The sequence below is a fragment of the Yersinia sp. 22-579 genome, assembly GCF_030433455.1.
GTDB classification, from domain to species: domain Bacteria; phylum Pseudomonadota; class Gammaproteobacteria; order Enterobacterales; family Enterobacteriaceae; genus Yersinia; species Yersinia enterocolitica.
Genome location: NZ_JAUJTZ010000020.1, coordinates 45,257 through 64,449, shown reverse-complemented (window position 1 = coordinate 64,449; position 19,193 = coordinate 45,257). Strand labels below are relative to the sequence as shown.

The following is a 19,193-nucleotide window of genomic DNA, read 5'->3' as shown; positions in this document are numbered from 1 at the left end:
AACAGCACTTTCGCCGTGAGCTCTTTCCATTACATTAATGGGACCCACTGACGAGTTAAAGCAGCGGGTCAAGCCCGCCGCGCGCATCCAGGGCGTGTAAATCATCACAGCCGCCGATATGCTGCCCATCAATAAATACCTGAGGTACCGTCGTCCGCCCGCTACGAGCAATCATCTCTTCACGTTTGGCTGGGTCGTTATCAATTGCGATTTCATGAAAAGCGGCACCTTTACTGTTCAGTAGCGCCTTAGCACGATGACAGAATGGGCAGGTTGCTTTGGTATAAATCTCAATTTTCGCCATGGTACACCTCAGTTAAAGTTACAATCTATTGATATAGCGAATATAAATATTACTTGCCGCGCGCCAGTGGCAGATTCTCGCCACTCCAGCCGGAGATACCTTCTTTCAAGGTAAACACCCGCTCAAAACCAGCTTTGTTCAGCAACTCAGCAGAAGCACGGGAGGTTGTCCCTGTGGCGCAAACTACAATGACAGGCTGCGCTTTGTGCTTTTCCAACTCAGCCAGATTGCCGTTTTTAATATCACTTGGCAGCAAATTAATTGAGCTGGCGATATGACCCTTGCGGTAATCATCACGAGTGCGGATATCAACCACCACCGCATCTTCTTTATTAATCAGGCGCGTCGCTTCACCACGAGTAATCTCTTTGACTTTTGACAGCGTCGTTTTAAAGCTGGTGAAAATGACGGCGACGAACAACGCCACCCAAGCCAAGCTCAACACCGGATGCTGGCTAATGAATTGCATAATTTCTTGCAACATGGGGGTAAAAACTCCCGTTAGTTAGGGGATAATATTCAAGGTCACAGAGTATACCTGCGCGTTGCGGCAAATACAGCCAATATGCAAGTGCTATTGCAGAAACTGCGAGCAATCTCGGGAAGTTTTGTTGTCCCTTTGATGATTTTTACGCAAAACCCCACACCAATGTTGATCTCTTTGGGCTATTTTTAACCTGTTTTGTAGTAAATTACCGCCTTTCTAATAAGAAAGAGGTTATGCAATGTCGAGCACTAAAAAACCGCTGGTTCTGACAATTCTGGATGGCTATGGCCACCGCGAAGAGCAGCAAGATAATGCCATTCTGAATGCTAAAACTCCGGTTATGGACCGTTTATGGCAGCAACAGCCTCATACCTTGATTGCCGCTTCAGGTCTGGATGTTGGTTTGCCGGATGGGCAAATGGGTAACTCTGAAGTGGGTCACGTCAATCTGGGCGCGGGTCGTATTGTTTACCAGGATTTGACCCGCCTCGACAAAGAAATCAAAGATGGTGATTTTTTCACTAATCCAACCCTGACTGCCGCCGTTGATAAAGCAGTTAAAGCAGGCAAAGCTGTCCATATCATGGGCCTATTATCTGCCGGTGGTGTACATAGTCATGAAGACCACATTTTGGCGATGGTTGAACTGGCGGCCAAACGTGGTGCGACAGCAATTTACCTACATGCATTCCTCGATGGACGTGACACCCCGCCGCGTAGTGCTGAGCCTTCACTGAAACGATTCACTGAAAAATTTGCCGCGCTGGGTAAAGGCCGCATTGCCTCTATCATTGGCCGCTACTATGCCATGGATCGCGATAACCGCTGGGATCGGGTACAGCTGGCCTACGACTTGCTGACTCAGGCAAAAGGCGAGTTCACCGCGGATAACGCGGTTACCGGCCTGCAAGCAGCTTATGCACGTAATGAGAATGATGAATTCGTCAAACCAACCGTTATTCAGGCCGCTGGCGAACCTGACGCGGCTATGAACGATGGTGATGCGTTGATATTCATGAACTTCCGTGCTGACCGTGCCCGCCAAATCACCCGTACCTTTGTGAATGCCGACTTTGACGGCTTCAAACGCGATAAAGTGGTTAACTTCGGCGATTTTATCATGCTGACCGAGTATGCAGCTGATATTAAAGTTGCCTGTGCCTATCCGCCAGCTTCACTGGAGAATACCTTTGGTGAGTGGCTGATGAAGCATGACAAAACACAGTTGCGCATTTCTGAAACCGAAAAATATGCTCACGTCACTTTCTTCTATAACGGCGGCGTTGAAGAGCCATTTAAAGGTGAAGATCGCATTCTGATTAACTCACCCAAAGTGGCAACCTATGACCTGCAACCAGAAATGAGTTCAGCAGAACTGACTGAGAAATTGGTCGGGGCTATCGCCAGCGGTAAATATGATGTGATCATTTGTAACTACCCGAATGGCGATATGGTCGGCCATACCGGTGATTATGATGCCGCAGTAAAAGCAGTAGAAACTCTGGATAATTGCATTGAACAAGTGGTTGCTGCCGTGAAAGCAGTGGATGGTCAATTGCTGATCACCGCAGACCACGGTAACGCTGAGCAGATGCGTGACCCGGCGACTGGCCAGGCTCACACCGCCCATACCAGCCTGCCTGTTCCGCTGATTTATGTCGGCAATAAAGAAGTGAAAGCAGTCGAAGGTGGCAAACTTTCTGATATCGCGCCAACCATGCTGTCACTGATGGAAATGGAAATCCCGCAAGAGATGACTGGTAAGCCGCTGTTCATCGTGGAATAATCCTTCGTTATGAAGGAAAAGGCGTCATTTGCAATATCAATGGTTACGGAAGATACCATCACCGGCAATACAGGGCACTTGTCTGCATTACCGAATAAGTTGATGCGTCGTCCGTGGTCAGCACTGTACGCCAGCGTTTTTTGCGCTGGCGTATTGTTGTTGCCATTATCCAGCCATGCTGCTGATGCCCCTGCTGCAAAAACAGCAGATAACAAAACCCAGTTGAAAACTATTCAGCAAGATATCGCTGAAAAAGAAAAAAGCGTTCAGCAACAAAAACAGCAACGCAGTGCCTTGCTCGATCAGTTGAAACAACAGGAAAACACCATTGCTCAGGCCAGTCGCAGCTTGCGTGAAACCCAAGGTACCCTGACTGAACTAGACAAAGATATTTCCAGCCTAACCGCCTCGATTGGTAAGCTACAAACACAGCAATCCCAGCAGCAAAACTTGCTGTCAAAACAACTTGATGCAGCCTTTAAGCAAGGCCAGCACAGCGGTTTACAACTCATTTTAAGTGGTGAAGAGAGCCAGCGCAGTGAGCGTATTTTGGCTTATTTCAGTTATCTCAATGAAGCTCGACAAAAATCCATTGAGGAGTTGAAACAAACCCGCACCGATTTATCTGTTGAGAAAAAAACGCTGGAGCAAAAGAAAAACCAGCAAAAAGTTTTATTGGATGAGCAGAAAGCTCAGCAGCAAAAGCTGGAAGAAGCTCGAACTGCACGCAAGAAAACCCTCACTTCGTTAGAAGTCTCGCTGGAAAAAGATCAACAAGGTCTGGCAGAGCTAAAACTGAACGAATCACGTTTGCGCGATCAAATCGCCAAAGCCGAACGTGAAGCCAAAGCCCGTGCAGAGCGGGAAGCGAAAGAAGCGGCCCGGGTGCGCGAACAAGTTAAAGCCAAAGAACAACAAGCCAAGAAAACTGGTTCCAGCTACAAACCTAGTGAAAGTGAGCGCTCATTAATGGCGCGAACGGGTGGCTTGGGGCGTCCAGGCGGTCAAGCCGTCTGGCCTGTTCGGGGTAACGTAACCCATCGCTTCGGCGAAGCCTTGCAAGGTGAACTCCGCTGGAAAGGTATGGTCATTTCCGCGCCGGAAGGAAGCGAAGTCAAAGCGATTGCGGATGGCCGGGTGCTACTGGCAGATTGGTTGCAGGGTTATGGCCTGGTCGTGGTGGTTGAGCACGGCAAAGGTGATATGAGTTTATATGGCTATAACCAAAGCGCGCTGGTCAATGTTGGCGCTCAGGTAAAAGCAGGCCAGCCGATAGCACTAGTCGGCACCAGTGGCGGTCAGGGTGAGCCATCACTCTATTTCGAAATTCGCCGTCAGGGACAAGCTGTTAACCCACAACCTTGGTTAGGAAGATAGAGAACAACATTAGGGAACACCTATTGCGCTATTTCAATACACACCGGTTAATCATCGTAAGCACCCTACTCATCGCTAACACCTCACTAGCGGGTAAACTTTCCATTGTTATAGATGACTTTGGTTATCGCCCACAGAACGAAAACAAGGTGTTACAGATGCCACTGCCTATTTCGGTGGCTATATTACCTAACGCCCCCTACGCCAAAGAGATGGCTATCAAAGCCCATAATCAAGGGCGAGAAATCCTGATCCACCTGCCGATGGCACCGCTGAGCAAGCAACCTCTGGAGCGCGATACATTACAGCCATCAATGAGTAGCGAAGAGATCCAGCGTATCATTCGCCAGGCGGTTAATAACGTCCCTTACGCTACCGGCATGAATAACCACATGGGCAGCGCCATGACCTCCAGCTTACCGGGCATGCAAAAAGTCATGCAGGTACTGGATCACTATCAACTCTATTTCCTCGACAGTGTAACCATAGGCAATAGCCAAGCCAGCCGTGCTGCAGAAGGCACTGGCGTCAAAGTGATTAAGCGCAAAGTCTTTTTGGATGACTCACAAAATGAAGCCGCGATCCGCCAACAATTTAACCGCGCAATAGAACTGGCGCGTCGTAATGGCTCAGCTATTGCGATTGGGCACCCACATCCGGCCACCATTAAAGTGCTGCAACAGATGTTGCCTCAATTACCTGCCGATATTGTATTGGTCAGACCTAGCGCACTGCTGAATGAACCGGTACACAATATTACTGAACATAATAATAGTGGCAGCGGCACTGCTTCTCCGGGCAAATCAAAACCACGTGATCCGGCCAAAGGCCAGCGTTTGAAAGCTATCAAGCAATGCAACGCGAAAGCTAGCTATGTTCCAGAGAAAATCTACGCCGATAAGATGTTTATTGTTTTAGGCGAGAGCTTGATGCAAAGCCCGGCAGTGACATTTGTGCAGCAACATTGGCAGCAATATTTCCCGCCAGCGGTACCCGTGACTCCGGTTGAGAAATCGACAGTCGATGAATCTAAAGCTAACAATCCGTAAAATGGGGCAGTCATCACCTGACTGCCCCGCTTTCATCCTTGCAGCTTCAAGGCCGAAGGGTATTTTAATCCCAGTTTAATATTACCTTACCTGACTTACCCGAACGCATGGCGTCAAAGCCTTGCTGGAATTCATCGATGGAGAAACGATGGGTGATAATCGGGGTTAAATCCAAACCAGATTGAATCAATGCAGCCATTTTGTACCAGGTTTCAAACATCTCGCGGCCATAAATCCCTTTGATAAACAGCCCCTTGAAAATCACCTGATTCCAGTCGATAGACATATCAGATGGCGGTATCCCCAACATCGCAATACGACCACCGTGATTCATTGAATTAAGCAATGCACGGAATGCTGGCGGCGCACCGGACATTTCCAAACCGACATCAAATCCTTCAGTCATCCCCAGTTCTGCCATCACATCATTCAGATTTTCATTGTTGACGTTAACCGCGCGAGTCACACCCATTTTCCGCGCCAGATCCAGACGGTACTCATTCACATCAGTGATAACAACATGACGAGCGCCGACATGCTTACACACCGCAGCAGCCATGATACCAATCGGGCCTGCGCCGGAAACAAGCACGTCTTCCCCAACTAAATCAAAGGATAACGCAGTGTGTACCGCATTACCGAAGGGATCAAAAATGGCAGCGAGCTCATCAGAAATATTGTCAGGAATTTTGAAGGCATTAAAGGCCGGAATCACCAGATATTCTGCAAAAGAACCAGGGCGATTCACACCGACACCCACGGTATTGCGGCAGAGATGGGTACGACCGCCGCGACAGTTACGGCAATGCCCACAGGTAATATGACCTTCGCCAGACACCCGGTCACCAATATTAAAACCTTTAACTTCCTGACCGATAGCCACAACTTCACCGACATATTCGTGACCGACGACCATCGGAACAGGAATAGTTTTTTGTGACCATTCATCCCAGTTATAAATATGTACATCAGTGCCACAAATAGCAGTTTTGCGAATTTTGATCATGATGTCGTTGTGGCCCAGCTCCGGCTGCGGCACGTTAGTCATCCAAATACCTTCTTCTGCCTTCAGTTTGGCCAGCGCTTTCATAGATGATGCTTTCATGAGTATTCCTTACGCAATAACGTTAAGCTGTTTACCAATACGGATGAAGGCTTCAACAGCCCGCTCAACCTGCTCTGGCGTATGGTCTGCCGACATCTGGGTACGGATCCGCGCCTGACCTTTCGGCACCACCGGATAGAAGAAGCCTGTAACGTAAATGCCTTCTTTCAGCAATGCATTGGCAAATTCTTGCGCCAGTGTCGCATCACCGAGCATGACGGGAATAATGGCGTGATCGGCACCGGCTAAGGTGAAACCGGCGGCACTCATTTTCTCACGGAATAAGCGCGCATTTGACCATAAGCGATCGCGCAGTTCAGCACCGTCTTCCAATAGTGATAACACTTCAATAGAAGCCGCTACTATTGCTGGTGCTAATGAGTTTGAGAACAAATAAGGTCGTGAACGCTGACGCAACCACTCAACCACTTCTTTGCGGCCGGCAGTATAACCACCTGACGCCCCACCCAGCGCTTTACCCAAGGTACCAGTGATGATATCAACGCGATCCATCACTTCGCAGTATTCATGAGTACCACGGCCATTGGCACCAACAAAACCAACAGCATGGGAGTCATCGACCATCACTAATGCCTGATACTCATCAGCCAGGTCACAAACACCTTTCAGGTTGGCAATCACACCATCCATAGAAAACACGCCGTCAGTAGCAATCATAATATGGCGCGCGCCGTCTGCTTTGGCTTGTTCCAGCTGTGTTTTCAATTCGCTCATATCATTATTGGCATAGCGATAACGCTTGGCTTTACATAGCCGCACTCCATCGATGATTGAAGCATGATTCAGCGCATCAGAAATAATGGCATCCTCTGGCCCCAGCAGGGTTTCAAACAAACCGCCGTTAGCATCAAAACAAGATGAATAAAGGATGGCGTCTTCCATTCCCAGAAAACTGGCCAGCTTCTGTTCCAGCTCTTTATGGGTATCTTGAGTACCACAGATAAACCGCACCGAGGCCATACCAAAGCCATGAGTATCCATGCCTTTTTTGGCCGCCGCGATCAGGCGAGGGTGGTTTGCCAAACCTAAATAGTTATTGGCACAGAAATTAATAACATGGCGACCATCCGCCACAGCAATATCTGCTTGCTGAGCAGAAGTGATGATCCGCTCATTTTTATACAGCCCTTCAGCACGGGTCGTTTTGAGTTGTTGTTCTAATTGCTGATAAAAGGCGTTTCTATCAAAAGGCAGGGACATGCGGTTATCTCCAGAATGGGCAGTTTCACCGTACATTTTACTGCCTGAAGGGTGAACTGACGAGAAACCTTGTCTTATATTATGAAAAATGCAGCACATATCACGGTGAACATTCCGAAAGCCGCATAGAAACAGAGAGATTAGCCCCTTCCGGCTGTGCGCTATCCTATGAAATGTTATGATAACGGCAAATAGAGTGTGGGGCATTGTGCCCGACCAAGAAGATTAGCAAGGGTGAACCTGATGATTATCGTCACTGGCGGCGCCGGTTTCATTGGCAGCAACATCGTTAAGGCACTGAATAATATCGGCTATAAAGATATTCTGGTTGTGGATAACCTGAAAGACGGCACCAAATTCGTCAATCTGGTTGATCTGGATATCGCTGATTACATGGATAAAGAAGATTTTGTTGCCAGTATTGTTGCTGGTGATGATATGGGTGATATCGACGCGATTTTCCACGAAGGTGCCTGTTCTTCCACCACTGAGTGGGATGGCAAGTACATGATGGATAACAACTATCAGTATTCTAAAGATATCCTGCATTTCTGTCTCGATCGTGGAATCCCATTCCTGTATGCCTCTTCCGCTGCCACCTACGGCGGGCGTACTGATAATTTCATTGAAGACCGTCAGTACGAGCAACCCCTTAATGTTTATGGCTACTCCAAATTCCTATTCGATCAATATGTGCGCGAAATTCTGCCACAAGCTGATTCACAGATTTGTGGGTTCCGTTATTTCAACGTTTATGGCCCACGCGAAGGCCATAAAGGCAGCATGGCAAGCGTGGCTTTCCATCTGAACAACCAGATCAATGCAGGCGAAAACCCTAAATTGTTCTCCGGCAGTGAAAACTTCAAACGCGACTTCATTTATGTTGGCGATGTTGCTGACGTGAATCTGTGGTTCTGGCAAAACGGTGTATCCGGTATTTTCAACTGTGGTACAGGTCGTGCGGAATCTTTCCAGGCAGTTGCTGATGCAGTGGTGGATTTCCACCAAAGCGGGCCAGTGGAATACATTGAATTCCCTGAAAAACTGAAAGGCCGCTATCAGGCATACACGCAAGCTGATCTCACTAATTTGCGTGCTGCCGGTTACGACAAGCCGTTCAAAACCGTCGCCGAAGGCGTCAAAGAATACCTGACCTGGCTCAATCGCTCAGTCTAAATAACTTGCTGCAAGGAATTGATAAACGGTATGAAAATACTGGTCATCGGCCCTTCTTGGGTTGGCGATATGATGATGTCGCAAAGTCTTTACCGCACCCTGAAGGCCGAATATCCGGCAGCAGATATTGATGTGATGGCACCCGCGTGGTGCCGTCCGCTTTTGGCCAGAATGCCGGAAGTTCGCCATGCCGTCCCGATGCCGTTAGGTCATGGGGTTTTTGCTTTTGAGGAGCGTCGCCGCTTAGGGTTGGCCTTGCGTGAAACAGGCTATGATCGCGCTTACGTGTTACCAAACTCGTTTAAATCTGCCTTGATACCTTATTTTTCAGGGATTAAACAGCGCACTGGCTGGCGTGGCGAGATGCGCTACTTCTTGCTCAATGACATGCGCATTCTGGATAAACAAGCGTTTCCGATGATGGTTCAGCGCTATGTCGCATTGGCTTATGATAAAGAACGCATTCAATCAGCCAACGATTTACCTCAACCTTTGCTATGGCCACAATTGCAGGTTCAGGATGAAGAAATTGCAGAAATTACTGCGTCATTCAACCTGACAGATAACCGCCCAATTATTGGTTTCTGCCCTGGAGCAGAGTTTGGCCCGGCAAAACGATGGCCACATTATCACTATGCCGCGTTGGCCCAGAAACTGATTGATACTGGCTACCAAGTCATCTTGTTAGGCTCAGCCAAAGATAATGAAGCCGGTGAAGAAATCCGTCAGGCGCTGGATGAAAGCGCTCGCGAGTATTGCCTCAACTTCGCAGGCCAAACATCATTGGATCAAGCCGTGGTAATGATTGCTGCCTGTAACGCCGTGGTCAGTAATGACTCAGGCTTGATGCATGTGGCAGCGGCATTAAATAAGCCATTAGTGGCTTTATATGGCCCAAGCAGCCCGGACTTCACGCCACCGCTGTCTGACAAAGCTACGGTTATTCGCCTGATTACCGGCTATCACAAAGTGCGTAAAGGTGACAGCGCGCAGGGTTATCATCAGAGTTTGATTGATATCCAACCAGAACAGGTAATGGCTGCCCTTGAGAAGCAACTCTCAGCACAAACTAGCTCTGTGAAAGAGGGCGATTAATGCATGTATTGATCGTTAAAACCTCATCAATGGGCGATGTTTTACATACATTACCTGCGCTGACTGATGCCATGAATGCCATTCCCGGCATTCGCTTTGATTGGGTGGTAGAAGAGGGTTTCAGCCAAATCCCCGGTTGGCATCCTGCGGTGGATAAAGTGATTCCGGTGGCTATCCGCCGTTGGCGTAAAAATTGGTTTGGTAGTGATACCCGGCAAGAGCGCTGTGATTTTAAACGTGTTGTACAGCAGCGCAGTTATGATGTGGTGATTGATGCTCAGGGGTTGATTAAGAGTGCCGCACTGATCACCCGCATCGCCAAAGGGGTTCGACATGGCCCAGATTGCAAAAGTGCCCGCGAACCCTTTGCCAGTTGGTTTTATAACTGCCGCCATGAGATTGATACTAAACAACATGCCGTTGAGCGCATACGCCAACTGTTTGCCAAAAGCCTTGGCTATGACAAACCAGAAAGTGTCGGCGATTATGCTATTGCGCAGCGCTTTTTAAGCGAATTACCCAACGATGCTGGCCAGTATCTGGTCTTCCTGCATGCCACCACTCGCGACAGTAAACATTGGCCTGAGAGCCATTGGCGGAAACTGATTGAGCTGGTTGTGCCGACGGGGTTAAAAATTAAATTACCCTGGGGTGCGGAGCATGAGTATCAGCGCGCTTTGCGGCTGGCGGAGCATTTCCCTCATGTCGAGGTATTGCCTAAGCTCAGTCTCCAGCAGGTGGCAGAGGTTCTGGCCGGTGCAAAAGCGGTGGTTTCCGTTGATACCGGTCTTAGCCATCTAACCGCTGCACTGGATCGCCCCAACATTACCCTGTTCGGCCCAACGGACCCTGGTTTGATTGGCGGCTACGGGAAAAATCAGATTGCGGTGATTTCCGAGCAAAAAAGCATGGATACCATTACCGCTGAAACCATAATGGCGCGATTGGAAACGTTGATTTCATAAGCAATTATTATTTCTAGCCGGGCTATAACTGCCCAAAAGATCCGTCAGTAAACATTTGCTGTGTAATAACAGTCGGCTTCGATAATTATCGAAGTCGATTGGTCTCGACATTCAAATAGTTAAGCATTGCTAATCTATTGTGTTAGTTATTAAGCGAGTCTATTAACTCACTTTTCGCTAATAACACCTCATGATTTTCTCTACATGTTTAATTAATTACTCAATACAATTCCGATAAAACTTAAATTTCATGAATGCGCGATAAACCGCTAAATAACAAATGATTACCAGCTAAAAATATCACCATTGAATAAGCTGAAGATATCTACAGCTGCATAATTATTGTTTTATATGGATAATGAAAACTATTCTCACCTTTAAATAAGAAAAATCAATTTTATCCCCGCCATTTGTTGAAATTTTATATTCTTTTTTATGAATATCCTGAGCCTACTCTGGTTATCGGCCAGCCCCAGTGGAAAAGAGCCTTTCTTGTTCAAATATGGTATTATTCTTAATAATCCATATAAATGAAATTGATAGAATGTTGCTGCGTTTATATCAGGTACTACTCTACCTTATTCAACCTCTGATTTGGCTGCGCTTGCTGTTACGTAGCCGCAAAGCCCCCGCTTATCGCAAGCGCTGGGGGGAACGTTATGGTTTTTGTGCCGGTAAAGTTGTTGCTGGCGGTATCATGCTGCATTCAGTTTCAGTTGGTGAAACACTGGCTGCTATCCCATTAGTCAGAGCATTACGCCATCGCTATCCATCATTGCCGATTACCGTGACCACCATGACGCCCACCGGTTCTGAGCGTGTTCAGTCCGCTTTTGGTAAAGATGTTCACCACGTTTATCTGCCCTACGACCTTCCAGGCTCCGTGAACCGCTTTCTTGATCAGGTGAATCCCAAGCTGGTCATCATCATGGAAACAGAGTTGTGGCCAAACCTTATTAATGCACTGCACCGTCGCAAAATACCTTTAGTGATTGCCAATGCGCGCCTTTCTGCCCGCTCCGCTGCTGGCTATAAAAAAATCGGTAGTTTTATTCGTAATATGCTGCAACGGATCACGCTGATTGCCGCACAGAATCAAGAAGATGGTGACCGTTTCATTGAGTTGGGCCTAAGACGTTCACAACTGACGGTGACCGGTAGCCTGAAGTTCGATATTTCTGTAACACCTGAATTAGCCGCCAGAGCCGTCACATTACGCCGCCAGTGGGCACCACATCGGCCAGTTTGGATAGCGACCAGTACCCACGACGGTGAAGAAACTATCTTGCTGGAAGCCCATCGCCAATTATTACAGCAGTTCCCGACATTGCTGCTTATTCTGGTGCCACGCCACCCAGAACGCTTCCCGAAAGCGATTGAATTAACACAAAAAGCAGGGCTGAGTTACACATTACGCAGCAAAGGCGAAGTACCTTCAAGCAGCACACAAGTGGTGATCGGCGATACGATGGGCGAGCTGATGCTGCTATACGGTATTGCTGATTTAGCCTTTGTTGGCGGCAGCCTGGTTGAGCGCGGCGGTCATAATCCACTGGAAGCGGCGGCGCATGCCATCCCAGTGTTGATGGGGCCACATACGTTTAACTTTAAAGATATCTGTGCCAAGCTAGAACAAGCTGAAGGGTTGATTACGGTAACTGATACCCTGTCGCTGGTGAAAGAAATCACCCAGCTACTCACAGATGAAGATTGTCGCCTCTACTATGGTCGCCATGCGGTTGATGTATTGCATGAAAACCAGGGCGCGCTGCAACGATTATTGCACTTGCTGGAGCCTTATCTACCGCAACGGAGCCACTAAATGAGTGCCAAAAAACGCCTGTCGGTGGTGATGATTGTTAAAAATGAAGCCTCACTGCTGGCGGACTGTTTGGCGTCAGCCACCTGGGCTGATGAAATAGTGGTATTGGATTCAGGAAGTGAAGATGAAACCGTCGCACTGGCCGAACAATATGGTGCGAAAGTTTACAACAACACAGAATGGCCCGGTTACGGTAAGCAGCGGCAATTAGCCCAGCAATATGCCACTGGCGATTATATTTTGATGCTGGATGCTGATGAGCGCGTAACGCCAGAGCTTAAAAGTGCGATCGAAACCGTGTTATTGGCGCCAGAAGAAGGTGCAGTTTATAGCTGCGCCAGGCGGAACCTGTTTTTAGGCCGTTTTATGCGCCATAGCGGCTGGTATCCCGATAGAGTCACTCGGCTATATCCACGTGACCAATACCGTTACAACGATGATTTAGTCCATGAATCACTTGATAGCGGTTCTGCAAAAGTTATCCCACTCGCGGGTGATTTGCTGCATCTGACCTGCCGTGACTTTTTTGCCTTTCAACGAAAACAACTCAACTATGCTCAGGCTTGGGCGAATCAGCGCCATCAACAAGGTAAAAGTTGCAGTTATTTTGCGATTATCAGCCATACTCTCGGGGCATTCTGTAAGACATGGCTATTACGTGCCGGCTTCCTCGATGGTAAACAAGGGCTATTGCTAGCAGTAGTCAACGCGCAATATACCTTTAATAAATATGCGGCTCTGTGGGCACTGAGCCATCAATATCAGAAAAGTGAGAATTCATGATCACTAAAGCCATTTATCCGGGGACATTTGATCCTATTACCAATGGGCATTTGGACTTGGTCACCCGCGCCTCAGAAATGTTTAGCCATGTGATTCTGGCAATTGCAGATAGCTCCAGCAAGAAACCGATGTTTACTCTGGCCGAGCGGGTCGCATTGGCAAAGCAAGTCACGGCACCATTGAAGAATGTGGAAGTTCTGGGATTTAGTGAGCTGATGGCTGAGTTTGCCAAAAAACATGATGCGAATATTTTAGTACGAGGTTTGCGCTCGGTCTCTGATTTCGAGTATGAATGGCAACTGGCAAATATGAACCGTCACCTAATGCCAAAACTGGAAAGTGTCTTCCTGATGCCATCAGAAAAATGGTCGTTTATCTCTTCCTCACTGGTGAAAGAAGTGGCGCGCCACGGTGGCGACATCACGCCATTTCTTCCTGCACCGGTCACCAAAGCACTGATGACAAAACTGGCTAAATAGAATTAATGCTGGCAGTGGCGGCAAAAAAAGGTGCTACGCTGCCCATGTTTTGCAATTTCAATCACATTGCCACAACGTCGACATAACTCTCCTGCCCGCCCGTATACCTGTAATTCTTGCGCGAAATAACCCGGTTTACCATCTGACTGTAAAAAATCGCGCAATGTGGTGCCACCCTGCTCAATAGAGTGCAATAACACGGCTTTGATTGTTGCCACCAGCTGCGTTATCTCGGTTTCGGTTAATGACCCGGCTGCACGTTCCGGCAGAATACCCGCCGTGAATAGCGATTCACTGGCATAGATGTTGCCAACCCCGACCACTACTTTGTTATCCATTAGCCACTGCTTGACCACAGTGCGTTTATTGCGAGACTTTTCAAACAGATATTCAGCGGTAAATTCATCACTCAAGGGTTCTGGCCCTAAATGGGCTAATACATTGCTGGTTTCAAGGTCTTTTGCCCATAACCAGGCACCAAAGCGGCGCGGATCGGTATAACGCAGTATTTTGCCATTACTGATAACCAAATCGACGTGATCGTGTTTTTCTGCTTCAGTTTCTTCTGGCAAAATGCGCAGGCTACCAGACATCCCCAGATGCACGATAATCCAGCCAGTCTTCAGCTCTATCAGCAAATATTTCGCTCTACGTTGAACACTTAACACCGGCTGATCATTGAGTGCGAGGATTTCATCGGAAACCGGCCAGCGTAAACGGGTATTTCTAACTACGGCGTAAAGGATAGTTTGGCCGACAAGATAAGGTTCGATCCCGCGTCGGCTGGTTTCAACTTCTGGTAATTCAGGCATGTAACCTCCCTAAACGTATCTCACTGGACTTTATATAATAAAAAACCCGGCCGAGGCCGGGTTTTCTTAATCCACCAAAATTAAAATTATTTAATTTTAGCTTCTTTATAGATCACGTGTTGACGGACAACTGGATCGAATTTCTTCAATTCCAATTTTTCCGGCTTAGTACGCTTGTTCTTCGTAGTGGTATAGAAGTGACCAGTACCAGCAGAAGAAACTAGCTTGATCTTCTCGCGAACACCTTTAGCCATGATTCAGTTCCTTAATACTTCTCACCGCGGGCGCGAATTTCGGCCAAGACCGTTTCGATACCCTTCTTATCAATAACACGCATACCTTTAGCAGATACACGCAGAGTTACAAAGCGCTTCTCGCCCTCAACCCAAAAACGGTGAGAGTGAAGGTTCGGCAGAAAACGGCGTTTGGTCGCGTTCATTGCGTGGGAACGGTTGTTACCGCTCACCGGGCGCTTGCCAGTAACTTGGCAGACTCGGGACATGTCTATTCTCCAAAAATCAAATCAGCTCGAGCTTCGTATAGGATTTGGCCGCCTCGTCAGGCTTTAGAGCCCATCTCAGCAAATTCACTGAGAAGACTCACTGTCATCAGGTCAGAAACCCCTGTCACCAGGCTATAAACCTGCTGAGATAGGCTCTTCACGCCAAACCCAAGATTCTCAAAGGTGGCGTAGTATACGCTCTGAAGCGTAAGTGCTCAAGTCCCGAACAGCTAAAGATCCAGAAAGGATCAATTATTATTGCTCTAAAGCCATCCCCGTTCAGCAAATGAGACACATTCACCCCGGCCAACCACTAAATGATCGAGCACACGAATATCTAATAATGAACAGGCTTTTATCACCTGCGTAGTCATCAAACGGTCGGCTTGGCTCGGTTCAGCCTTACCCGAAGGGTGATTATGCGCTAGAATCAGCGCGGCGGCATTAACCTTAAGCGCTTCACGCACAATTTCCCTCGGATGAATCTCAACGCTACTGATGGTACCAGTAAACATCTCCTCATGGCGAATAACACGATGCTGGTTATCCAAAAACATCACTAAAAAAATCTCTCGTTCGCGATGGGAAAGAATATTTTGTAGAAACTTTTGGGTTATCTCGGGATTTTGCAGGACACTTTCCTGCATCAAGTGGGATGAAAAACAGCGGCCAGCCAGTTCTGCAATGGCCTGAATCTGACTATATTTCGAAACACCAATCCCTTTTTTGGCACATAACGCCTGATAATCCGCAGATATCAGCCCATAAAGTGAACCGAACTCTTCAATCAAATACTCAGCCATCTGCATCACATGCATTCCCGGAATACCTGTACGCAGAAAAATGGCGAGTAACTCGGCATCTGTCAGTACCGCAGCACCATATTTAAGTAATTTTTCCCTTGGGGCAACCTGCCCATACCACTCTTCCATTCCTGGCCCCCGTTATCCCTAAACCGCGTGGGCAGCATGCCATAAGACTTTTCACTCGACTAAGTCGCCATGAGCCACATGCGTAACGTCTCGCAAAATTGACGATTGATGGCATCAGAGAACGTCCTGATAGCTAATCTACTCAATGGTTATGCTAAAATATCGCCTCTTACGGCTTTCATTCGGACAATCATGATGACGGGACTCTCCGGCAAACATCTTTCTGGTAAAAAGATTGTGCTCGGGATTAGCGGGGGTATCGCCGCGTATAAATCTCCTGAGCTGGTACGCCGCTTGCGCGACAGAGGCGCAGAGGTACGCGTGGTGATGACTCACGCGGCAAAAGCGTTCATTACGCCACTCACGCTGCAAGCAGTCTCGGGCTACCCCGTCTCTGATGATTTACTCGACCCCGCGGCAGAAGCGGCAATGGGTCATATTGAACTAGGTAAATGGGCTGATTTAGTCATCATGGCTCCAGCTACCGCTGATTTACTGGCCAGAGTAGCCACTGGGATGGCAAATGATTTGCTGACCACCGTTTGCCTGGCAACTGCGGCTCCTATTGCAGCCGTGCCCGCCATGAATCAGCAGATGTATCGTGCAGCAGCGACTCAAGCAAACCTACAGACGCTCGCCAGTCGTGGCATGCTGTTATGGGGGCCAGACAGCGGTAGTCAGGCTTGTGGGGATGTTGGCCCAGGTAGAATGCTAGACCCACTGGAAATTGTCGCGCTGGCGCATGATCATTTTTCTGCAAAACAAGACTTGCAACATTTGAGTGTCATGATTACCGCCGGGCCGACCCGTGAGGCACTTGATCCAGTGCGCTTTATCAGCAATCAAAGTTCGGGCAAGATGGGCTTCGCCATCGCTCAAGCAGCCGCTGCCAGAGGGGCAAAAGTTACTCTGGTTGCCGGGCCAGTGACGCTCCCTACTCCATCGGGAGTGAATCGTATTGATGTTGTCAGTGCGCTAGAAATGCAACAAACAGTTCAGAACTTAGCAGCCCAGCAGAATATTTTTATTTCTTGTGCTGCGGTAGCGGATTACCGCGCCGAGCAGGTTTCTGACGAGAAAATAAAAAAACAGGGCGATGAGATCACCCTTAAATTGGTGAAAAATCCAGATATTGTCGCTGGGGTCGCTGCGATGACTAAAAAACGTCCATTTGTTGTTGGATTTGCTGCCGAAACCCAGAATGTGGAAGAATACGCGCGACAAAAACTAGTGCGGAAGAATCTGGACCTTATTTGCGCTAATGATGTATCGCTCGCAGAGCATGGTTTTAACAGTGATACTAATGCCTTGCACCTTTTTTGGCCGACTGGCGAGAAACGTTTACCGCTCAGCGATAAGCACCTCCTCAGTCAGCATTTAATAGACGAGATTGTCAGCCGTTATGATGAAAAAAATCGACATTAAAATTCTGGACCCACGTGTTGGCAATGAATTTCCCTTACCAACTTATGCAACCGAAGGCTCAGCCGGCCTGGATTTACGTGCCTGTCTAAGTGAAGCCGTGGATTTACTTCCAGGGCAAACAACATTGTTACCGACAGGCTTGGCAATACATATCGGCGATAGCTCACTGGCTGCTGTTATTTTGCCGCGTTCAGGGCTCGGACATAAACACGGTGTGGTATTAGGTAATCTGGTCGGGCTGATTGATTCTGATTATCAAGGTCAGTTGATGGTGTCCGTCTGGAACCGTGGTCAACAGCCTTTCACTATCGAACCCGGCGAGCGCATCGCACAAATGGTATTTGTTCCTGTTGTACAAGCAGAATTCAATCTGGTTGAAGATTTTGATCTTAGTGAACGTGGTACCGGTGGTTTTGGTCATTCTGGACGCCAATAACCTACCCTAGACCTCAATACCGTAAAAAAGCTATCACATAAGCCGCCGGGGCCTGGCCTTAGTGCGGCCGGTATTTGGGTTTTTGTTATTAAGTCATTTTTAGCAAGGGTCTACTCGGACATGGCAGAAAAAGAAAATACGAAAAGGAACAGGCGCGAGGAAATTTTGCAGGCTTTAGCGCAAATGCTGGAATCCAGCGACGGCAGCCAACGCATTACTACCGCCAAACTCGCCGCAAATGTGGGGGTTTCGGAAGCAGCGCTTTATCGTCATTTCCCCAGTAAAACGCGGATGTTTGATAGCCTGATCGAGTTTATTGAAGACAGTCTGATGTCCCGCATCAATTTGATTCTGCAAGATGAAAAAGAGACGTTTAATCGCCTCCGGCTGATCCTGCTACTGGTATTGGGGTTTGCAGAACGCAATCCAGGGCTGACTCGCATTATGACCGGGCATGCATTGATGTTCGAGCAAGACCGCTTGCAAGGGCGCATTAACCAGTTGTTTGAGCGAATTGAAGTACAGCTACGTCAGGTTCTGCGTGAGAAAAAACTGCGCGATGGGCAAGGTTTTATCCATGATGAAGCCCTGCTGGCAACACAGCTACTGGCGTTTTGTGAAGGGATGCTCTCACGTTTTGTTCGTTCGGAATTTCGCTACCGGCCGACGCAAGAATTTGATGCTCGCTGGCCTCTAATTGTGGCTCAGCTCCAATAAACTCAATTTAAGTTGAGTTTTTGAATTATATAAAAAGGGCTAAATAGCCCTTTTTTGTATTCTTGATTTAGGAAATCTTAAACGCCGTACTGTTCGCGGTAGTGGCGTACTGCTGTCAAATGATTGGCCATTTCTGGTTTCTCTTCCAGATAACTGATCACATCATTGAGCGTCACAATCGCAATAACTTTGCAGTGATAATCACGCTCCACTTCCTGAATCGCAGATATCTCACCACGGCCACGTTCCTGACGGTCTAATGAAATCATCACACCAGCCAGAGCCGCGCCCTGCGCATTGATAATCTCCATTGATTCACGAATGGCAGTACCGGCGGTTATCACATCATCCACCAGCATAACTCGGCCTTGTAACGGGCTTCCTACCAAGCTGCCGCCTTCGCCGTGATCTTTTGCTTCTTTGCGGTTGAAACAATAAGGCACATCACGATTATGGTGCTCAGCCAGTGCTACAGCAGTGGTCGTCGCAATAGGGATGCCTTTATATGCTGGCCCAAATAAGAGATCGAACTCTACGCCACAATCCATTAATGCCGCAGCATAAAAACGCCCGAGTTTTGCCAGATCAAGCCCGGTATTAAACAATCCTGCATTAAAGAAATAGGGGCTAATCCGCCCAGACTTCAGGGTAAATTCGCCAAACTTCAACACCTGCTTGTTAAGCGCAAACTCGATAAACTCGCGCTGATAGGCTTTCATT

General features: G+C 48.0%; 21 protein-coding genes. 12 read left to right on the top strand and 9 right to left on the bottom strand.

The window, feature by feature from the left end; genetic code table 11:
• Window positions 1–55 precede the first annotated feature (55 nt).
• Window positions 56–304, bottom strand: coding sequence for a glutaredoxin 3 (grxC, locus tag QSV56_RS19810; protein ID WP_005164717.1), 249 nt, complete (start codon window positions 302–304; stop codon window positions 56–58).
• A gap of 49 nt (window positions 305–353) precedes the next feature.
• Window positions 354–788: a rhodanese-like domain-containing protein gene (locus QSV56_RS19805; RefSeq protein ID WP_011815278.1), complete on the bottom strand. Its 435-nt coding sequence runs from the start codon at window positions 786–788 to the stop codon at window positions 354–356.
• A gap of 241 nt (window positions 789–1,029) precedes the next feature.
• On the opposite strand from QSV56_RS19805, the gene gpmM reads away from it, so the two are divergent.
• From gpmM to QSV56_RS19790, 3 genes are read left to right on the top strand one after another with little or no spacing between them, the layout of a single operon-like run.
• Complete coding sequence (gene gpmM, locus QSV56_RS19800; RefSeq protein ID WP_019080300.1) at window positions 1,030–2,577, top strand: 2,3-bisphosphoglycerate-independent phosphoglycerate mutase; 1,548 nt, start codon at window positions 1,030–1,032, stop codon at window positions 2,575–2,577.
• 9 nt (window positions 2,578–2,586) lie between these two features.
• Window positions 2,587–3,954 (top strand): murein hydrolase activator EnvC, encoded by a 1,368-nt coding sequence (envC, locus tag QSV56_RS19795; RefSeq protein ID WP_019080301.1) that lies wholly within the window; start codon window positions 2,587–2,589, stop codon window positions 3,952–3,954.
• A 23-nt stretch (window positions 3,955–3,977) separates the two neighbouring features.
• A complete protein-coding gene (locus tag QSV56_RS19790) occupies window positions 3,978–5,003 on the top strand; it encodes a divergent polysaccharide deacetylase family protein (RefSeq protein ID WP_046049967.1) in 1,026 nt (341 codons plus the stop codon).
• A gap of 64 nt (window positions 5,004–5,067) precedes the next feature.
• Here QSV56_RS19790 and tdh read toward each other — a convergent pair whose 3' ends face one another.
• Both tdh and kbl read right to left on the bottom strand, forming a co-directional pair.
• Window positions 5,068–6,093 (bottom strand): L-threonine 3-dehydrogenase, encoded by a 1,026-nt coding sequence (gene tdh / locus QSV56_RS19785; RefSeq protein ID WP_026017934.1) that lies wholly within the window; start codon window positions 6,091–6,093, stop codon window positions 5,068–5,070.
• A 24-nt stretch (window positions 6,094–6,117) separates the two neighbouring features.
• A complete protein-coding gene (kbl, locus tag QSV56_RS19780) occupies window positions 6,118–7,329 on the bottom strand; it encodes a glycine C-acetyltransferase (RefSeq protein ID WP_026017935.1) in 1,212 nt (403 codons plus the stop codon).
• A gap of 243 nt (window positions 7,330–7,572) precedes the next feature.
• Between kbl and rfaD the strand changes: the two genes are divergently transcribed.
• The 6 genes from rfaD (at window position 7,573) to coaD (ending at window position 13,649) form a co-directional block, all read left to right on the top strand.
• Window positions 7,573–8,505, top strand: a complete 933-nt coding sequence (gene rfaD, locus QSV56_RS19775) for an ADP-glyceromanno-heptose 6-epimerase (RefSeq protein WP_011815275.1) — start codon at window positions 7,573–7,575, stop codon at window positions 8,503–8,505.
• 30 nt (window positions 8,506–8,535) lie between these two features.
• Entirely contained in the window at window positions 8,536–9,600 is a 1,065-nt protein-coding gene (gene rfaF / locus QSV56_RS19770) for an ADP-heptose--LPS heptosyltransferase RfaF (protein WP_019080306.1), read from the top strand.
• Window positions 9,600–10,565, top strand: coding sequence for a lipopolysaccharide heptosyltransferase RfaC (rfaC, locus tag QSV56_RS19765; protein WP_046049966.1), 966 nt, complete (start codon window positions 9,600–9,602; stop codon window positions 10,563–10,565). Before rfaF ends, rfaC begins: the two co-directional genes overlap by 1 nt.
• Window positions 10,566–11,112: 547 nt before the next feature.
• Window positions 11,113–12,387: a lipid IV(A) 3-deoxy-D-manno-octulosonic acid transferase gene (gene waaA / locus QSV56_RS19760; protein WP_172654442.1), complete on the top strand. Its 1,275-nt coding sequence runs from the start codon at window positions 11,113–11,115 to the stop codon at window positions 12,385–12,387.
• Entirely contained in the window at window positions 12,388–13,170 is a 783-nt protein-coding gene (locus QSV56_RS19755) for a glycosyltransferase family 2 protein (protein ID WP_046695607.1), read from the top strand.
• On the top strand, window positions 13,167–13,649 hold the full coding sequence (coaD, locus tag QSV56_RS19750) for a pantetheine-phosphate adenylyltransferase (protein ID WP_019080309.1): 483 nt from the start codon (window positions 13,167–13,169) through the stop codon (window positions 13,647–13,649). Before QSV56_RS19755 ends, coaD begins: the two co-directional genes overlap by 4 nt.
• A 2-nt stretch (window positions 13,650–13,651) precedes the next feature.
• Here the strand turns inward: coaD and mutM are convergent, their stop codons facing one another.
• The 4 genes from mutM to radC form a co-directional block, all read right to left on the bottom strand.
• Window positions 13,652–14,461: a bifunctional DNA-formamidopyrimidine glycosylase/DNA-(apurinic or apyrimidinic site) lyase gene (gene mutM, locus QSV56_RS19745; RefSeq protein WP_263700144.1), complete on the bottom strand. Its 810-nt coding sequence runs from the start codon at window positions 14,459–14,461 to the stop codon at window positions 13,652–13,654.
• Between the two features lie 86 nt (window positions 14,462–14,547).
• Window positions 14,548–14,715, bottom strand: a complete 168-nt coding sequence (gene rpmG, locus QSV56_RS19740) for a 50S ribosomal protein L33 (protein WP_004392084.1) — start codon at window positions 14,713–14,715, stop codon at window positions 14,548–14,550.
• Window positions 14,716–14,726: 11 nt separating this feature from the next.
• Window positions 14,727–14,963, bottom strand: a complete 237-nt coding sequence (gene rpmB, locus QSV56_RS19735; RefSeq protein WP_005164747.1) for a 50S ribosomal protein L28 — start codon at window positions 14,961–14,963, stop codon at window positions 14,727–14,729.
• Window positions 14,964–15,226: 263 nt separating this feature from the next.
• Window positions 15,227–15,895, bottom strand: coding sequence for a DNA repair protein RadC (gene radC / locus QSV56_RS19730; RefSeq protein WP_019080310.1), 669 nt, complete (start codon window positions 15,893–15,895; stop codon window positions 15,227–15,229).
• A gap of 192 nt (window positions 15,896–16,087) precedes the next feature.
• On the opposite strand from radC, the gene coaBC reads away from it, so the two are divergent.
• The 3 genes from coaBC to slmA all read left to right on the top strand — a co-directional run bounded on the left by coaBC (window position 16,088) and on the right by slmA (window position 18,473).
• Window positions 16,088–17,320, top strand: a complete 1,233-nt coding sequence (gene coaBC / locus QSV56_RS19725) for a bifunctional phosphopantothenoylcysteine decarboxylase/phosphopantothenate--cysteine ligase CoaBC (RefSeq protein WP_046695608.1) — start codon at window positions 16,088–16,090, stop codon at window positions 17,318–17,320.
• On the top strand, window positions 17,298–17,756 hold the full coding sequence (dut, locus tag QSV56_RS19720; RefSeq protein ID WP_005164750.1) for a dUTP diphosphatase: 459 nt from the start codon (window positions 17,298–17,300) through the stop codon (window positions 17,754–17,756). Before coaBC ends, dut begins: the two co-directional genes overlap by 23 nt.
• A 120-nt stretch (window positions 17,757–17,876) precedes the next feature.
• On the top strand, window positions 17,877–18,473 hold the full coding sequence (gene slmA, locus QSV56_RS19715; protein WP_004714376.1) for a nucleoid occlusion factor SlmA: 597 nt from the start codon (window positions 17,877–17,879) through the stop codon (window positions 18,471–18,473).
• A gap of 77 nt (window positions 18,474–18,550) precedes the next feature.
• On the opposite strand, the gene pyrE is transcribed toward slmA, so the two are convergent.
• Window positions 18,551–19,192 (bottom strand): orotate phosphoribosyltransferase, encoded by a 642-nt coding sequence (gene pyrE, locus QSV56_RS19710; protein ID WP_050132140.1) that lies wholly within the window; start codon window positions 19,190–19,192, stop codon window positions 18,551–18,553.
• Between the last annotated feature and the right edge of the window lies 1 nt (window position 19,193).

Coding starts and splice junctions, on each gene's coding strand:
- coaBC (WP_046695608.1), top strand. CDS start 16,088: ATGATGACGGGACTCTCCGGCAAACATCTTTCTGGTAAAAAGATTGTG.
- rfaC (WP_046049966.1), top strand. CDS start 9,600: ATGCATGTATTGATCGTTAAAACCTCATCAATGGGCGATGTTTTACAT.
- gpmM (WP_019080300.1), top strand. CDS start 1,030: ATGTCGAGCACTAAAAAACCGCTGGTTCTGACAATTCTGGATGGCTAT.
- rpmB (WP_005164747.1), bottom strand. CDS start 14,963: ATGTCCCGAGTCTGCCAAGTTACTGGCAAGCGCCCGGTGAGCGGTAAC.
- QSV56_RS19805 (WP_011815278.1), bottom strand. CDS start 788: ATGTTGCAAGAAATTATGCAATTCATTAGCCAGCATCCGGTGTTGAGC.
- mutM (WP_263700144.1), bottom strand. CDS start 14,461: ATGCCTGAATTACCAGAAGTTGAAACCAGCCGACGCGGGATCGAACCT.
- rfaD (WP_011815275.1), top strand. CDS start 7,573: ATGATTATCGTCACTGGCGGCGCCGGTTTCATTGGCAGCAACATCGTT.
- rpmG (WP_004392084.1), bottom strand. CDS start 14,715: ATGGCTAAAGGTGTTCGCGAGAAGATCAAGCTAGTTTCTTCTGCTGGT.
- coaD (WP_019080309.1), top strand. CDS start 13,167: ATGATCACTAAAGCCATTTATCCGGGGACATTTGATCCTATTACCAAT.
- slmA (WP_004714376.1), top strand. CDS start 17,877: ATGGCAGAAAAAGAAAATACGAAAAGGAACAGGCGCGAGGAAATTTTG.
- dut (WP_005164750.1), top strand. CDS start 17,298: ATGATGAAAAAAATCGACATTAAAATTCTGGACCCACGTGTTGGCAAT.
- grxC (WP_005164717.1), bottom strand. CDS start 304: ATGGCGAAAATTGAGATTTATACCAAAGCAACCTGCCCATTCTGTCAT.
- radC (WP_019080310.1), bottom strand. CDS start 15,895: ATGGAAGAGTGGTATGGGCAGGTTGCCCCAAGGGAAAAATTACTTAAA.
- rfaF (WP_019080306.1), top strand. CDS start 8,536: ATGAAAATACTGGTCATCGGCCCTTCTTGGGTTGGCGATATGATGATG.
- kbl (WP_026017935.1), bottom strand. CDS start 7,329: ATGTCCCTGCCTTTTGATAGAAACGCCTTTTATCAGCAATTAGAACAA.
- envC (WP_019080301.1), top strand. CDS start 2,587: ATGAAGGAAAAGGCGTCATTTGCAATATCAATGGTTACGGAAGATACC.
- QSV56_RS19755 (WP_046695607.1), top strand. CDS start 12,388: ATGAGTGCCAAAAAACGCCTGTCGGTGGTGATGATTGTTAAAAATGAA.
- tdh (WP_026017934.1), bottom strand. CDS start 6,093: ATGAAAGCGCTGGCCAAACTGAAGGCAGAAGAAGGTATTTGGATGACT.
- pyrE (WP_050132140.1), bottom strand. CDS start 19,192: ATGAAAGCCTATCAGCGCGAGTTTATCGAGTTTGCGCTTAACAAGCAG.